Here is a 13,592-nt window from a genome sequence, read left to right as displayed (position 1 = left end):
GGGAACGTCGGGAGCTTCTTGGTGTGTCATGACTCCCCGTGTCGAAGCAGTGCGGGTGCAGGCCCGCAGATGGCGGCTGGCGGAAAACGGCCGACGCCCGTGGATAACCTCGGGACGAGCCTGTGGATAACTGGCCCGTGCCACGCTAGTCATGTGGCCCCGAACCGGCCAAATCCACTGTAGTTCCGGCCCGCGTGTCCTCGCCAGGCCACCTGTGAGGTCGGTGGACAATGTCTCCTTCACATGTTGCCGGTTTGAGTTCGTGCGGGACTCGACGTACCCTAGGTCAGTTGACTTATGCCCTTTCGGGCAGTCCCCTGTACCCGTGTCTCCGGCTCCAGCTTTCCGGTGACCGCCGATCCGGAGTGATCCTCATGACCAAGCGCACGTTCCAGCCCAACAACCGCCGCCGCGCCAAGAAGCACGGTTTCCGCGCCCGCATGCGCACGCGTGCCGGCCGTGGCATCCTCTCCGCTCGCCGCGCCAAGGGGCGCACCGAGCTCTCGGCCTGACCTGACATACCGGTGCTGGCGCGCGGGAACCGCATCACCCGCGGAGCGGAGTACAAGGCCGTCGTCCGCGGGGGTGCGCGGTGCGCCGGCGCGCTGACGGTGACCTACGTCGTGAGTTCCGGTGAAGACCGCCCGGCGCGATTCGGCTTCATCGTCAGCAAGCAGGTCGGCTCGGCTGTGACCCGCAACACCGTTCGTCGTCGACTCAAGGCGGTCTGCGCCGAGGCGCTGCCGTCTGTTCGCGACGGCGCCGACATCGTCATCCGTGCCCTTCCGGGCTCGGCGTCCGCGACCTTCCCGTCCCTGAGGGACGAAGTGGCGCGGTGCCTGAGCAGGAAGGCACTCGCGTGAGCACGTCGACGCTGCCGTCCTATGCGCTCGGCGAGGGCCGGCTGACGGCGTCCGATCCGCTCGGCTTCGTGACGCTGCTGCCCCGGAACATCGTGCTCGCCGCGCTGCACGGCTACCGCGCGACGATCTCGCACACGTACGGCGACGTCTGCAAGTACTACCCGTCGTGCTCTGCCTACGCAGTCGGGGCGGTGCAGCAACACGGCGCCCTCAAGGGCGCCGCGCTCACCGCCGCGCGACTCGCCCGCTGCCACCCCTGGGCTCAGGGCGGGATCGACGACGTTCCTGCGCATGCGCACTTCCGACACCGCCTCACTCCGCACGGCTTCGTCGTGCACCCGAGAAAGGACTGATCCTTGCTGGATCTCTTCGCCGCGACCCCGACGCCGGCCGTGCCGACTCCGACCACCGCTCCGCCGGCGGAGGGTCTCGACTTCTTCAGCGCCATCATGTGGCCGTTCAAGTGGATCGTCGAGACGATCCTCGTGTTCTGGCATTGGGTGTTCACGACCCTCGGCATGGAGCCCGATGCGGGACTCACCTGGGTGCTGTCGATCATCGGTCTCGTCATCGTGGTGCGCTCGGCGCTCATTCCGCTCTTCGTGCGTCAGATCAAGAGCCAGCGCAAGATGATGGAAATCGCTCCTGAACTGCGTAAAGTTCAGGAGAAGTACCGCGGCAAGAAGGATCAGCTGTCACGTGAGGCGATGAGCCGCGAGACCATGGCGCTGTACAAGAAGCACGGTACGACGCCCGTGTCGAGCTGTCTCCCACTGCTCGTGCAGATGCCGATCCTCCTCGGCATGTTCTACACGCTGAGTGACGTCAAGCGGCACGCCGAGTGGGGCGTGGGCGGTGTCGGGCTGCTGAACGCGGACCTGACGAAGCAGTTCTACGACGCACAGCTGTTCGGGGTGGCCCCGCTTCACACCAACATGATGGAGGCCATCGGCCTCGGTCAGACGGCCACCGTCGTGATCCTGGTGATCCTCGTCGTGCTGATGATCGCCTCGCAGTTCTTCACGCAGTTGCAGATCATCTCGAAGAACCTGTCCCCCGAGGCCAAGACCGGCCAGGCGTACCAGATGCAACGCATCATGCTCTACATCCTGCCGCTCGCCTTCATCTTCTCTGGCGTCTTCTTCCCGCTCGGTGTCGTCCTCTACTGGTTCACCAGCAACATCTGGACGATGGTGCAGCAGTTCCTCGTCATCCGGAACCTTCCCACGCCCGGTTCCGAGGCCGCCAAGGCGCGTGAAGAGCGCCTGGCCCGCAAGGGGAAGGCCCTCGATGCGCAGGGCAAGATCGTTCCGCTCGAGAAGTACCAGGCCGAGCAGCAGCGCCTCTACGAAGAAGCGCAGCGCGCCAAGGAGCAGGCCCCGAAGCGTCAGCAGCCGATGGGCAAGCAACGCGCGAAGAAGCAGTCGCAGCAGAAGAAGCCCGACGAGTCGCCGAAGCCCGCGAAGCGTACCGATCCCGAAGACCCGTCCACGCCGAAGAACCCGGCCTGATTGAGCCACTGAGGAACCCCATGACCAGCGCCACCGAGTCCACCGCCACCGTCGCGCAGCTCGAGGAGGAAGGCGACATCGCCGCCGACTACCTCGAGGCGCTGCTCGACATCGCCGACATCGACGGAGACCTCGCTCTCGACGTGCGCGCGGGTCGTGCCTATGTGACGGTCGAGAATGACGACGAAGCATCGCTTCGACTGCTCTCCTCCCCCGACACCGTGCAGGCGCTGCAGGAGCTCGTCCGCATCGCGGTGCAGGCGAAGACGGGTCGCTTCTCGCGCCTCATCCTCGACATCGGCGGCTCGCGCGACGCTCGACAGCAGCAGCTCGAGAAGCTGGTCGATCGCGCGATCGCGCGCATCGAGGACGGTGCGTCGCAGGCATCTCTGCCCGCTATGTCGAGCTACGAGCGGAAGCTCGTTCACGACGTCGTCGCGGAGCGTGGATTCGTGTCCGAGTCCTACGGCGAGGGTGCCGACCGCCACACCGTCATCCGCCGTGGCTGATGTTTCACGTGAAACATCGATGATTGAGATTGAGCCGGAACCGGCATCCGCGGCGGTCGTTTTCGGTGATCGCCTCGACGTGGCGCGGGCTTTCACCGCGGCACTCGGTGAGCACGGCGAAGAGCGTGGGTTGATCGGCCCCCTGGAGCCGCCACGGCTCTGGACGCGTCACATCCTGAACAGCGCCGTGGCAGCGCCGCTCTTTGCGCCCGGAGCACGCGTCGGCGATATCGGCTCCGGTGCCGGTCTGCCCGGACTCGTGCTGGCGATTGCGCGGCCCGATGTGGAATGGGTGCTCATCGAGCCGATGGAACGTCGTGTGGCGTGGTTGGACGAGCAGGTTGCGGCATTGGGTCTTTCCAACGTCGAGGTCGTACGAGCGCGGGCTGAGGACTGGAAGCGCGGCCCGGTGCTGGATGCCGTGACCGCACGCGCGGTGAGCGCCCTGCGCACCCTCGTGCCGCTCGTAGCGCCGCTGGTTCGTGATGGTGGAGAGTTGGTGCTTCTCAAGGGCGCCAACGCTGCGAATGAAATTGGTGCGGCCGAGAAGGTCATCCGGAAGCACCGGTTGACGAACGTCCGCGTGGAACCCATCGGTGAGGGTGTCATCGAGGAGCCCACTCGCGTCATCCGCGCGACCGTGCGCTGAGCTCACTGAACAGACGGCTTTCGATGTTTCACGTGAAACATCGGATAGGGCGCGTCGACTGAGGGCCTCCCGTGGCTCCACCGGCTGACTTAGTAACGTGATCTCCGGAAGCTCGCGGAGGTCGCACCAGTCTGGGCTACTCCATCTGTTGGGCGACGCGTGCGCGGGTGGCGTCGTCATGTGAGGCATCGCGCGAGCGCCTCGTGCGTGATGTGCGCTTGCACAACCTGGCCGAGGAGTCGGCCCTGGGCTGAGGGAAAGCCCGTGACCGCGCGGATGTTTCACGTGAAACATCGCGTCAGGGCGACCAGCCTCGGAGTCGTGGGACGTGGACCGACAGTCTGGTGAAGGACTGAGCTATCTGGAAGCGATGTTTCACGTGAAACATCGTGCTCGGTGCCGAGCCCTCTGCTCCGACGCGGCCTCACGCACATCGACCTGCACCCGAACGCGTCGAGGCCCACAGGCGGTTCGCGGGGCAGGCGGGGTGCGGGCACACCCCGCCTGCGTGCCACTCGCACGGGCCGCCAGCCAAATCGGGATCTCAAAGTGGTCAACGCCGCTGGGATGTTTCACGTGAAACATGCCAGCCGTGTTGTGAGGTCGACCGAGACGGACAAAGCCGGGCCGAGCCGAGCCGAGCCGGACCAGACCGGGCTTGGCAGTAACCACGAGGCCGAGTTCGCAATGTATGTCGAATTCGGGTGCACGGCCCAGCACAGCGCCTCCTCCACACGCTCAGGCCGGATCCGATGTTTCACGTGGAACGGCATCCGGCAGCCGGTGGGGGTGGGCTCGACTACAGTGGGAAGGTCCCCGAACGACAGGAGATGCAGGTGCCGGATCAGGAGAACTCGACGTCCTCCGCACCCTTCTCCTTCGATGACAGTCCGATCGCGCGCGAACTCGCCGATCTGACGTCCCGCCGCAAGGCATTGGAGGGCGTGGAGGTCGACTTCACGGGTCCTGCCCGGATCATCACGGTGTCGAACCAGAAGGGCGGCGTGGGGAAGACGACCACGACCGTCAACATCGCGTCAGCACTGGCATCCCTGGGCGCGCGCGTGCTGGTGGTGGACCTCGACCCGCAGGGCAACGCCTCGACGGCGCTCGGTGTGCCACATACCGCTGACATTCCCAGCGTGTACGACGTGCTGATCGATGAGTTCCCGCTCGCCGACATCGTGCAGACGAGTCCGGAGTCCGACCTCCTGCTCTGTGCTCCGTCGACCATCCACCTCGCGGGAGCCGAGATCGAGCTCGTCTCTCAGGTGGCGCGCGAGCATCGCCTCCGCACGGCGCTGGAGGACTACCTCGCCACGGCCGAGCAGCCTCCGCAGTTCGTCATCGTGGACTGCCCGCCGTCTCTCGGCCTGCTGACGATCAACGCCTTCACCGCTGCCGACGAGCTCATGATCCCCATTCAGTGCGAGTACTACGCGCTCGAGGGTCTCAGCCAGCTCCTCGGCAGCGTGCGCATGATCCAGAAGCACCTCAACCCGCGCCTGCACCTGTCGACGATCCTGCTCACCATGTACGACGGCCGGACACGGCTGGCCCAGCAGGTCGCCGACGAGGTGCGATCGCACTTCCCACGGGAGGTGCTCGCGACCGTCATCCCGCGTTCCGTGCGTGTCTCGGAGGCGCCGAGCTTCGGTCAGACCGTCATCGCCTACGATGGGGCGTCAGCCGGCGCCGTGGCCTATCGCGAAGCAGCCGTGGAGATCGCCCGGCGCGGACATCAGCACAACGACGAGGAGACCACCTGATGGCGAAGCGAACTGGTCTCGGCCGCGGCATCGGCGCGCTGATCCCCACGGCGGAGAGCTCGGAGGCCCGTCCGGTAGACGTTTTCTTCCCCGGTGCTCCGTCGGCTGTCGTCGAGGAGGAGACCGCGGAGCTGCTGGCGATCCCGGGCACGCGCCTCATCGAGATCGATCCTCACGACATCGTTCCGAACCCCCGTCAGCCCCGCACGCACTTCGACGCCGACGACCTGGCCGAGCTCGTCCACAGCGTCCGCGAGTTCGGCGTGCTGCAGCCCGTCGTCGTGCGTACCAACGAAGACGGCAAGTACGAGCTCATCATGGGTGAGCGACGGACGAGGGCGTCGCGCGAGGCAGGGCTCACGTCCATCCCGGCGATCGTCCGCGACACGTCCGACGAGAACCTCCTGCGCGACGCGCTCCTCGAGAACCTCCACCGGTCGCAGCTCAACCCGCTCGAAGAGGCGTCCGCCTACCAGCAGCTGCTCGACGACTTCGGCATCACGCAAGAGGAACTCGCCACCCGCATCGGTCGCTCGCGTCCGCAGATCAGCAACACGATCCGCCTCCTGCGCCTCCCGGTACCCGTGCAGCAGCGCGTCGCCGCCGGGGTGCTCAGCGCCGGCCACGCCCGTGCGATCCTGTCGCTCGACGACGCGGATGCCATGCAGCGCCTCGCCGACAAGATCGTCAACGAAGACCTCTCGGTGCGGGCAGCGGAGGCCGCCTCGAAGGCACCGGATGCCGGTCCGCGTCGTGTCGCTCCGAAGGCCGGCGCCCGTCGCGCCCACCTGGACGATGTCGCCCAGCGGCTCGGCGACCGCCTCAACACGACCGTGAAGATCTCGTTGAACGCGAAAAAAGGCCAGATCAACATCGATTTCGCCACCATTCAGGATCTCAACCGCATTCTCGCGGAACTCGGCGAGACCGAGTACGGATCCTTCTGAAAGCTCGTCCGGTCGTGCCGGCGTCGTCCATGGGTCGTACCCTGGATAGGTGACCGACGACCCCCGCGTTCCGCGCCGCGCCAGCCTCGAGCTGCTGCGTGCCGAGGCGGGCGACGAGCTCTCGGTCCTGATCGAAGAGCGACTGCGCGACGGGCAGGATCCGTGGGAGTTCATGGAAGACCTCCCGTCTGTCGATGAGCTCGTCGTGCTCACCCTCCGCGCCGAGAACATCGCCTCGGACGGCGGCGTGCGTCCTACGGCTGCTCGCAACTACCGTGTGTTGCGCCAGATCGCCATGGAGTACCCGCCGCTCACGCGGGCCGTCTGGCGGTTGCTGGGCAGCGAGCCGCACCGCGCGTGGGACGCATCGGTGCGCGAAGCCTCCTGACCCTCGCTTCCGAGCAAGAGAAAGCCCCGGTCAGATCAGAGATCCAACCGGGGCTTCCGTACGTCTGGGTTCAGCCGATGTAGGCGGCGAGGTCCTGCTCGAGGGCGAACTTCGGCTTGGCGCCGATGATCGTCTTCTCGACCTCACCCTTGTTGAACACCTTCATCGCCGGGATCGAGGTGATCTGGTACTTCATGGCGAGGTTCGGGTTCTCGTCGACGTTGAGCTTGAGGACCGTGATCTTGTCGCCGTTCTCGGACTGGATCTCATCGAGGATCGGTCCGACCATGCGACACGGACCACACCACTCGGCCCAGAAGTCCACGAGGATGGGACCCTCGGCGTCGATGACGTCCTGCTGCCAGGTGCTCTCGTTGGTGGCCTTTGCGGTCATGTCAGTGTCTCCTTCAGGAAGCTGTCTATCGGTGAAACGCGCGACCTCGCTCGTTTGTTCCTCGGGCGTGGTTCAGGCGACGGCGGCCTCGGGGAGACCGTCGATCGGCGACGCGTCGACGGCCGGTGCCCCCGCGTCGGCGAGGGATGCCAGGTAGTGCTCGACGTCGAGGGCCGCGACGGTTCCGCTGCCGGCGGCGGTGACCGCCTGGCGGTACGTCGGGTCGATGACGTCGCCCGCGGCGAAGACGCCGGGCACCGACGTGCGCGACGAGCGGCCGTCCACCCAGATCGTGCCGTGCTCGGTGAGGTCGAGCGTGCCGTGGACGAGGTGCGTGCGCGGGTCGTTGCCGATCGCGACGAAGAGGCCGTCGAGCGGCAGCTCACGACGCGAGCCGTCGGTGGTGTCTTCGAGGACGACTCCGGTGACGGCATCCTCACCGAGGACGTCGACCACGGCGCTGTTCCACACGAACTCGATCTTCTCGTTCGCGAAGGCGCGCTCCTGCATGATCTTCGACGCACGCAGCTCTTCGCGACGGTGGATGACGTAGACCTTCGACGCGAACTTCGTGAGGAAGGTGGCCTCTTCCATCGCGGAGTCACCGCCGCCGACGACGGCGATGACGCGCTCGCGGAAGAAGAACCCGTCGCACGTGGCGCAGTAGGAGACGCCGTGACCGGACAGTCGCGCCTCGCCCTCGATGCCGATCTTGCGCGGTGCGGAACCGGTCGCGTAGACGATGGCATCCGCTTCGTGCGTGGCACCGGAGCCGAGCGTGATCTTCTTGACGCGGCCGGAGAAGTCGACCTCGGTGACGTCGTCGTAGACGACCTCGGTGCCGAAGCGCTCCGCCTGCTCCTGCATCTTCGTCATGAGGTCGGGGCCCATGATGCCCTCGGGGAACCCGGGGAAGTTCTCGACCTCGGTCGTGTTCATGAGCTCGCCGCCGGCCTCGACCGAGCTGGCGATGAGCAGCGGCTCGAGGTTGGCGCGGGCGGCGTAGATCGCCGCGGTGTATCCCGCCGGACCCGACCCGATGATGATGACCTGCCGCACGTCTGTGTCCCTTCCTCAGCGGGGCGAATCGCCCCGGCACATTCAACCCATGGTAGCCGCGGGACATTCCCGCAGCCTGGGCGTCGGCGGCGCGTTCGCCGGGCGGATGCCACTCAGCGCCCGGGGAGGAAGCGGCGCACCGCCCGCAGGGCCGTCTGCAGCTCCGGAGCCCGCAGGATCGCGAGGAACACGACGTACACGAGGAGGGTGACGACCCCGATGATCGCAGCGGCGAGGAACCCCGCGAACCGATCGGATGCCGGCCAGCCGGCGACCCCGCCCAGCAGCTCGAACGTCAGCCATCCGGCGCCGGCGGCGGGGATCGCGGCCACGAGGAACCGGACGACGGCGCGGACGGCCCCGCCGAGCCCCAGCGGACGGCCGAGCTTGCGACGGAGGAGCACGATCGCGAGGGCGAACTGGACGATGTTGGCCGAGGACTGGCCGAGCGCGATGCCGACCGCGAGCCACTGCACGGGGAGGGTCGCGGAGGCGATGAGCGCCGTCGTCACGACGAGGATCGCCTGGACCAGCGTGTAGAAGAACGGGGTGCGGGTGTCGCGCAGGGCATAGAACGTGCGCTGGAGGCCGAACTGGAACGACAGCGGCAGCAGGGCGACGAGGTAGGCGGCCAGCACCCAGGCGAGCGACACGGCGCCTTCGGGGTCGTCGGTGAAGATGCGGGCGAGGGGCACGGCCGCCACGATCATCGCCACGAGGATGCCCACCATGAAGACGCCGATCGTGCGCGTCAGCGCGGCGAGGTCGGCGGTGACGGCATCCGTTCGTCCCTCCGCGACGTGCTCGCTGAGCTGCGTGTAGTACGGGGTGCCGAGCGAGATGACGATCACCGAGAACGGCAGCATGAACAGCAGCCACGCGGTCTGCATCGACGCGACGGCCGCCGCAGCCTCGGACGCGGCGCCCACCGACCGCACCTGCACGAGCGCGGCGAGCTGTCCCACGATGACCATGAGGAAGGTCCACCCGGCGAGCCGGCCGATGTGGCGCAGGCCGATGCCGCGCCAGCGGAAGTCGGGGCGCACCTGCAGGCCCGCGCGTCGCCAGAACAGCAGAAGGATGCCGGCCTGCAGGACGATGCCGAGGGTGGCGGTGCCGCCGAGCAGTGCGACCATCTCGGGGGTCCAGCCGATGGCCGAGCGCTGCGGTCCGAAGATCCAGATGAACGCCCCGAAGCCGACGATCGAGACGATGTTGTTGACGATCGGCGACCACGCGTACGGACCGAAGATGCGGCGCGCGTTGAGCACTTCGCCCACGAGGGCGTACAGGCCGTAGAAGAACAGCTGCGGCAGGCACCAGTAGGCCAGGGCGAGCGTCAGCGCTTGCGTCGCGGGCGGGAGCGCCGCGCCGTACAGCTGCACGAGCAGGGGCGCGGCGATCACCGCCACCACGGCGACGGCGCCGAGGGCGATCACGCCGAGGGTGAGGAGCTTCGACACGAACGCGCTGCCACGGTCGTCGTGGGTGCGCACGGCGGACACGATCTGCGGCACGACGACGCCCGCGAGCAATCCCGACGAGATCAGCGCGTAGATGCTGTTGGGGAGCTGGTTGGCGATCGCGAACGCGTCGCCCGCACCGGCCATGACGACACCCACGGCAGCGGCGAGCACGATGTTGCGGACGAGTCCCGTGATGCGCGACACGAGCGTGCCGGCGCCGACGAGGGCACTCGCCCGGCCGAGGCTAGCCATCGGCTCTCCCGTCGCTGCGGGGAGCTGCTCTGCGGCGAAGGCGCAGGACCGTGCGCACGATCCCGAGCACGAGGAAGGTTCCCACGAGCACGGCCATGACGGCGATGCCGACGCTCTCCCACTCCGCCTGCACCGAGACGACGACGGTCGTCGTCGTGCCGATCGGCACCATCGTGGGGCTGCGCAGCTCGAGGTCGAGGCTGGACTCGCCGCTTCCCACCCGGGCCTGGACGGGCACGTCGACACGCGTGGTCTGCGCGGCGCCCGCCGCGACCTCGATCCGGTTCTGGACGACGAGGCGAGGGTCGTTCGGCTCGGCGAGGAGCACGAGGGTCGCCGGCCACGGCAGGTCGTTGCGGACGGAGAAGGTGAGGGGCGCGCTGGAGCCGAGCAGGTTGATGTCGGGCGAGGGCACGATCGCCACGGCATCGAGCGTCGCGGCCGTCTCGTTGAGGTGGTCCTCGACCGCAAGGCGCCACGCGTCGGGATGCTCTGCCCACCCGTTGCCGAGGAGCTGCAGGACGGCCGCCCGCTCCGTCGCGGTCAGCACCGTCGGGTCGGCGAGGATCGTGGCGAAGTCGGCGAGATCCCGTTCGCCGTCGATGAACCGCTCCAGCGCCGCCACGCGGTCCGCATCCGGTGCGCCGCGCCCGACCGACACGGCCTTCGCGGTGCCGGTGTGCACGGCGGTGAGGCTGACGGCATCCCGGTCGTCGAGGCGCACGGCCGCGCGCACGGCGGCGCGGAGGGCGGGGAGCGTCCGGTCGCCGGAGCGCCCGACGGTGACGAGCAGGTCGGTGTCGGCGTCGGCGAACGACGCGTAGGCGGATGCCGTGGCCAGCGCCGCCGTCCGGTCGATGCGCCGGGGAGCCGAGGTGGCCGTCTGCAGCGCGGCGGACACGTCGGCGTCGTAGACGAGGAGGTCGCTGTCGCCGGCGCGGGCGCGGGCTCCGGCCTCGCCGCCGACGTCGGCCGACGACACGATCGTGACCGCCTCGGGCGAGAGGGCCCCGAGGGACGCGACGAGATCGGCGTCGATGGTCCCCTCCGCGGGCCAGAACACGTCGCCGCGCGCGTCGCCGATGTCGGTGAGCGCGGCCATGTCGGCGGTCACCGGGCTCTCCGATCCGGGTGCGGGCGTGGGAGTGGCGGTCGGCGTGGGGCTCGGGGTGGAGGTGTCGACGCCCGCGGCGACGATGGCGGGGGCGAGCGTGGGGACGGTGAGCGGTTCGGTCACCCCTGCGGCGTACTGGGCGGCGAGATCGGCGTCGCCGAACTGCAGCGCGAACCGGGTGTTCGGCAACGCGAGGAGGTCATCGAGCCACTCGGTGGCCGTGGGCGGGGCCGTCGTGCCGAGCACGCGGATCGCGGCGACGACGGCGGGATCGACGGCGAGGATGGCGGCCGTGCCGGTGACGGCATCCACCTGGGCGCGCAGTCCGCCGCCGGGGGCGGTCAGCTCGGCGAGCTCGTCGGAGGACAGCAGGTCGTTCTCCAGGGGGCCCGCCGTGATCGGCACGAGCACGGCGATGTCACCGTCGACGTCGTCGCCGACCACGAACACTCCGCGCGAGACGAGCGTGCCTCGCGGCGACGGGGACGTCGCCCGCAGGGCGTACACACCGGGATCCAGCTCGTCGCCGACCTCGACGACCGTCGTGGCGGTGACGGCGGACAGCGACGGCACGGCACCGAGCGTCGCGGTGCCCACGTCGCGCAGACGCGTCGTCCTCGTGCCCTCGAGCCAGGCGGAGACGGCCGAGCGGGATGCCAGCGGCACGCGGCCGACGGAGATGTCGGCCGTGCCTGCCGGAACGGTCGTGGCCGTCTGGTTCACCATCGACAGGGCCACACGCAGGCTGCCGTCGTCGCCGACCACACCGTCGCCCTCCGCGGCGACGCGGAGCTCCAGCCCTGATGAGGTCTCGACGTCGGCGGCCGCCGCGGACGGCGGCGCACCGAACGCACCCGCGAACACCGACACGCCCAAGAGCACCGCGGCCGCCGCCGCGACGATGCGAGACGTCGGCGCGAGCCGGTGCGTGCGCGCGCCCGGGCGCCGCGCGTCGGGCGCCACGGAGGCAGGAGGAGTCATGGTCATGGCAGCGGGGTGTGCGATCCATGACCGCACGACTGGTGGCATTCTACGGTCGTGCCGCTGTGCGCCCCCTCGACGGCGCCGCGAAACGCGGGCTGCCGGTGGGGTTGAATGGATGCCGTGACCGACCCGCAGCCCGATCCGACCCGCTGCGCCGCGCTCGGCGCCGACCTCCGCGCCGCCGGCTACACGGCCGACGCGGTGCGCGCCGCCTGGGGTCCGCTGGCGGACGAGGCGGTGGGTCACGGGCTGACCGCCCCGGCGCTCGCCGCGCTCGCCGCCCGACCCGCAGACCCCGCCGACGATCCACTGGCGGTGCTCGCGCGACTCTTGTTCCTCGGTATCCCGACCGCGCTCGATCTGGTCGACGCGGCCCTCCCCGCCTGCCGCGGGGCGGGCCTGGTCGCTCTGGGGCTTGCCACGATCGACGAGGGCCTCGTCGTGCCCGCCGCCCTCGTCCGCCCGCAGGACGTCGCCGACGAGGCGGGCGCGGGGCAGTGGTGGATCGCGAGCGATCTCGACGAGGGGGCGCTCACCGCCCAGGCGCACCGCGGCGTGCTCCCGATCGGTCACGTGCTGGGGGTCGGTGGAGCGTCGCTCACGCTCGCCGGGCTCCAGCTGCCGGCTCCCGTGGGGCGAGTGCTCGACATCGGCACCGGCTGCGGCATCCAGGCGCTGCGCGCGCGGCACCACGCCGACGAGGTCGTCGCGACCGACGTGTCGGAGCGGGCGCTGCGCTTCACCGAGCTGAACGCGCTCCTCAACGGCGTGACCGGCATCCAGACGCGGCACGGCAGCCTGTTCGAGCCCGTCGCGGGCGAAGAGTTCGAGCGGGTCGTCTCCAACCCGCCGTTCGTCATCACGCCGCGCGTCGCCGGAGTGCCCGAGTACGAGTACCGCGACGCCGGCTTCTCGGGCGACGCGCTCGTCGCCGCGTTCGTGTCGCAGGTGGGCACCGTGCTCGCTCCCGGCGGGGTGGCGCAGCTCCTCGGCAACTGGGAGTACCGCGACGACGAGGACGGCCTCGACCGTGTCCGCGGCTGGGTCGCCGCCTCGCCGGTGCCCCTGGACGCGTGGGTCGTGGAGCGCGAGCGGCTCGACCCGCTCGCCTACGCCGAGTTGTGGGTACGCGACGGCGGCACCGTCGCCGGCACCCCCGAGTACGCGGCCCTCGTGCAGGCGTGGCTCGACGACTTCGCCGCCCGGGGCGTCACGGCCGTCGGCTTCGGCTACCTGCTGCTGCACCGGCCACCGTCGGGCGCGCCCACCCTCGCCCGCTACGAGCGGATCGCTCAGCCCGTCGCCGGCGCCCTCGGCCCCCACCTCCTCGCGGCGACCTCCGCCTGGCACCGGCTGAGCAGACTCGACGACGACGCGCTCGCGGCATCCGTGCTGGTCGTCGCCGACGACGTCACCGAAGCGCGCCATCATCTGCCCGGCGCGGCCGACCCGAGCGTCATCGAGCTGCGTCAGGGTGGCGGATTCGCCCGCACGATCGAGGTCGACCCGGCGCTCGCCGCGCTCGTCGGCGCGTGCGACGGAGACCTCGCCGTCGGGCCGCTCGTCGCCGCCATCGCCGACCTGCTGGAAGTGGATGCCGCGGCCCTCCGCGACGACCTCCTGCCCCGCGTGAGAGAGCTCGTCTTCACGGGCTTCCTGACGTTCGCGTGACGCCGCGCGGATAGGC

Annotated in this window: 14 protein-coding genes; 10 read left to right on the top strand and 4 right to left on the bottom strand. The window is 69.4% G+C overall.

Translation table 11 applies throughout. The features are described 5' to 3' along the window. Positions 1 to 374: 374 nt before the first annotated feature. From rpmH to ACSQ18_RS15480, 9 genes are all read left to right on the top strand, one after another. On the top strand, positions 375 to 512 hold the full coding sequence (gene rpmH, locus ACSQ18_RS15520; RefSeq protein ID WP_033105593.1) for a 50S ribosomal protein L34: 138 nt from the start codon (positions 375 to 377) through the stop codon (positions 510 to 512). Positions 513 to 524: 12 nt separating this feature from the next. Continuing rightward, a complete protein-coding gene (gene rnpA / locus ACSQ18_RS15515; protein WP_436038367.1) occupies positions 525 to 863 on the top strand; it encodes a ribonuclease P protein component in 339 nt (112 codons plus the stop codon). 41 nt (positions 864 to 904) lie between these two features. Further along, positions 905 to 1,216 carry a membrane protein insertion efficiency factor YidD gene (gene yidD, locus ACSQ18_RS15510; protein ID WP_436038466.1) on the top strand — a complete coding sequence of 104 codons (312 nt, stop codon included), beginning with the start codon at positions 905 to 907 and terminating at the stop codon, positions 1,214 to 1,216. Between the two features lie 6 nt (positions 1,217 to 1,222). Beyond that, positions 1,223 to 2,374 (top strand): membrane protein insertase YidC, encoded by a 1,152-nt coding sequence (yidC, locus tag ACSQ18_RS15505; RefSeq protein ID WP_436038465.1) that lies wholly within the window; start codon positions 1,223 to 1,225, stop codon positions 2,372 to 2,374. 20 nt (positions 2,375 to 2,394) lie between these two features. Next, a complete protein-coding gene (locus tag ACSQ18_RS15500; protein ID WP_144806724.1) occupies positions 2,395 to 2,883 on the top strand; it encodes a R3H domain-containing nucleic acid-binding protein in 489 nt (162 codons plus the stop codon). 19 nt (positions 2,884 to 2,902) lie between these two features. Beyond that, positions 2,903 to 3,532: a 16S rRNA (guanine(527)-N(7))-methyltransferase RsmG gene (gene rsmG / locus ACSQ18_RS15495; protein WP_436038464.1), complete on the top strand. Its 630-nt coding sequence runs from the start codon at positions 2,903 to 2,905 to the stop codon at positions 3,530 to 3,532. An 836-nt stretch (positions 3,533 to 4,368) separates the two neighbouring features. Next, a complete protein-coding gene (locus ACSQ18_RS15490) occupies positions 4,369 to 5,301 on the top strand; it encodes a ParA family protein (protein WP_436038366.1) in 933 nt (310 codons plus the stop codon). Then, positions 5,301 to 6,248, top strand: coding sequence for a ParB/RepB/Spo0J family partition protein (locus ACSQ18_RS15485; RefSeq protein ID WP_436038365.1), 948 nt, complete (start codon positions 5,301 to 5,303; stop codon positions 6,246 to 6,248). Before ACSQ18_RS15490 ends, ACSQ18_RS15485 begins: the two co-directional genes overlap by 1 nt. Positions 6,249 to 6,297: 49 nt before the next feature. Further along, the gene (locus ACSQ18_RS15480; RefSeq protein ID WP_301038738.1) at positions 6,298 to 6,636 is read left to right on the top strand and encodes a tryptophan synthase subunit alpha; all 339 of its coding nucleotides are present in this window, start codon (positions 6,298 to 6,300) and stop codon (positions 6,634 to 6,636) included. A 70-nt stretch (positions 6,637 to 6,706) separates the two neighbouring features. Here ACSQ18_RS15480 and trxA read toward each other — a convergent pair whose 3' ends face one another. The 4 genes from trxA to ACSQ18_RS15460 form a co-directional block, all read right to left on the bottom strand. Then, positions 6,707 to 7,030, bottom strand: a complete 324-nt coding sequence (gene trxA, locus ACSQ18_RS15475) for a thioredoxin (RefSeq protein ID WP_144806720.1) — start codon at positions 7,028 to 7,030, stop codon at positions 6,707 to 6,709. 72 nt (positions 7,031 to 7,102) lie between these two features. Next, the gene (gene trxB, locus ACSQ18_RS15470; RefSeq protein ID WP_144806719.1) at positions 7,103 to 8,089 is read right to left on the bottom strand and encodes a thioredoxin-disulfide reductase; all 987 of its coding nucleotides are present in this window, start codon (positions 8,087 to 8,089) and stop codon (positions 7,103 to 7,105) included. A gap of 113 nt (positions 8,090 to 8,202) precedes the next feature. Beyond that, on the bottom strand, positions 8,203 to 9,807 hold the full coding sequence (murJ, locus tag ACSQ18_RS15465) for a murein biosynthesis integral membrane protein MurJ (RefSeq protein WP_436038364.1): 1,605 nt from the start codon (positions 9,805 to 9,807) through the stop codon (positions 8,203 to 8,205). After that, complete coding sequence (locus ACSQ18_RS15460) at positions 9,800 to 11,908, bottom strand: DUF6049 family protein (protein WP_436038363.1); 2,109 nt, start codon at positions 11,906 to 11,908, stop codon at positions 9,800 to 9,802. Before ACSQ18_RS15460 ends, murJ begins: the two co-directional genes overlap by 8 nt. Before the next feature lie 108 nt (positions 11,909 to 12,016). On the opposite strand from ACSQ18_RS15460, the gene ACSQ18_RS15455 reads away from it, so the two are divergent. Further along, a complete protein-coding gene (locus tag ACSQ18_RS15455; RefSeq protein ID WP_436038362.1) occupies positions 12,017 to 13,576 on the top strand; it encodes a DUF7059 domain-containing protein in 1,560 nt (519 codons plus the stop codon). Positions 13,577 to 13,592 lie beyond the last annotated feature (16 nt).

The sequence above is a fragment of the Microbacterium sp. LjRoot45 genome, from assembly GCF_964253325.1.
Classification (GTDB): domain Bacteria; phylum Actinomycetota; class Actinomycetes; order Actinomycetales; family Microbacteriaceae; genus Microbacterium.
The sequence above is the reverse complement of the archived record's forward strand: the minus strand, read 5'-3'. Positions and strand labels throughout refer to the sequence as shown.

Bases quoted from the DNA above. Each gene is read 5' to 3' on its own strand.
- rsmG (WP_436038464.1), top strand. From the start codon at position 2,903: ATGATTGAGATTGAGCCGGAACCGGCATCCGCGGCGGTCGTTTTCGGT.
- ACSQ18_RS15500 (WP_144806724.1), top strand. From the start codon at position 2,395: ATGACCAGCGCCACCGAGTCCACCGCCACCGTCGCGCAGCTCGAGGAG.
- rpmH (WP_033105593.1), top strand. From the start codon at position 375: ATGACCAAGCGCACGTTCCAGCCCAACAACCGCCGCCGCGCCAAGAAG.
- ACSQ18_RS15460 (WP_436038363.1), bottom strand. From the start codon at position 11,908: ATGACCATGACTCCTCCTGCCTCCGTGGCGCCCGACGCGCGGCGCCCG.
- ACSQ18_RS15455 (WP_436038362.1), top strand. From the start codon at position 12,017: ATGGATGCCGTGACCGACCCGCAGCCCGATCCGACCCGCTGCGCCGCG.
- trxA (WP_144806720.1), bottom strand. From the start codon at position 7,030: ATGACCGCAAAGGCCACCAACGAGAGCACCTGGCAGCAGGACGTCATC.
- murJ (WP_436038364.1), bottom strand. From the start codon at position 9,807: ATGGCTAGCCTCGGCCGGGCGAGTGCCCTCGTCGGCGCCGGCACGCTC.
- ACSQ18_RS15485 (WP_436038365.1), top strand. From the start codon at position 5,301: ATGGCGAAGCGAACTGGTCTCGGCCGCGGCATCGGCGCGCTGATCCCC.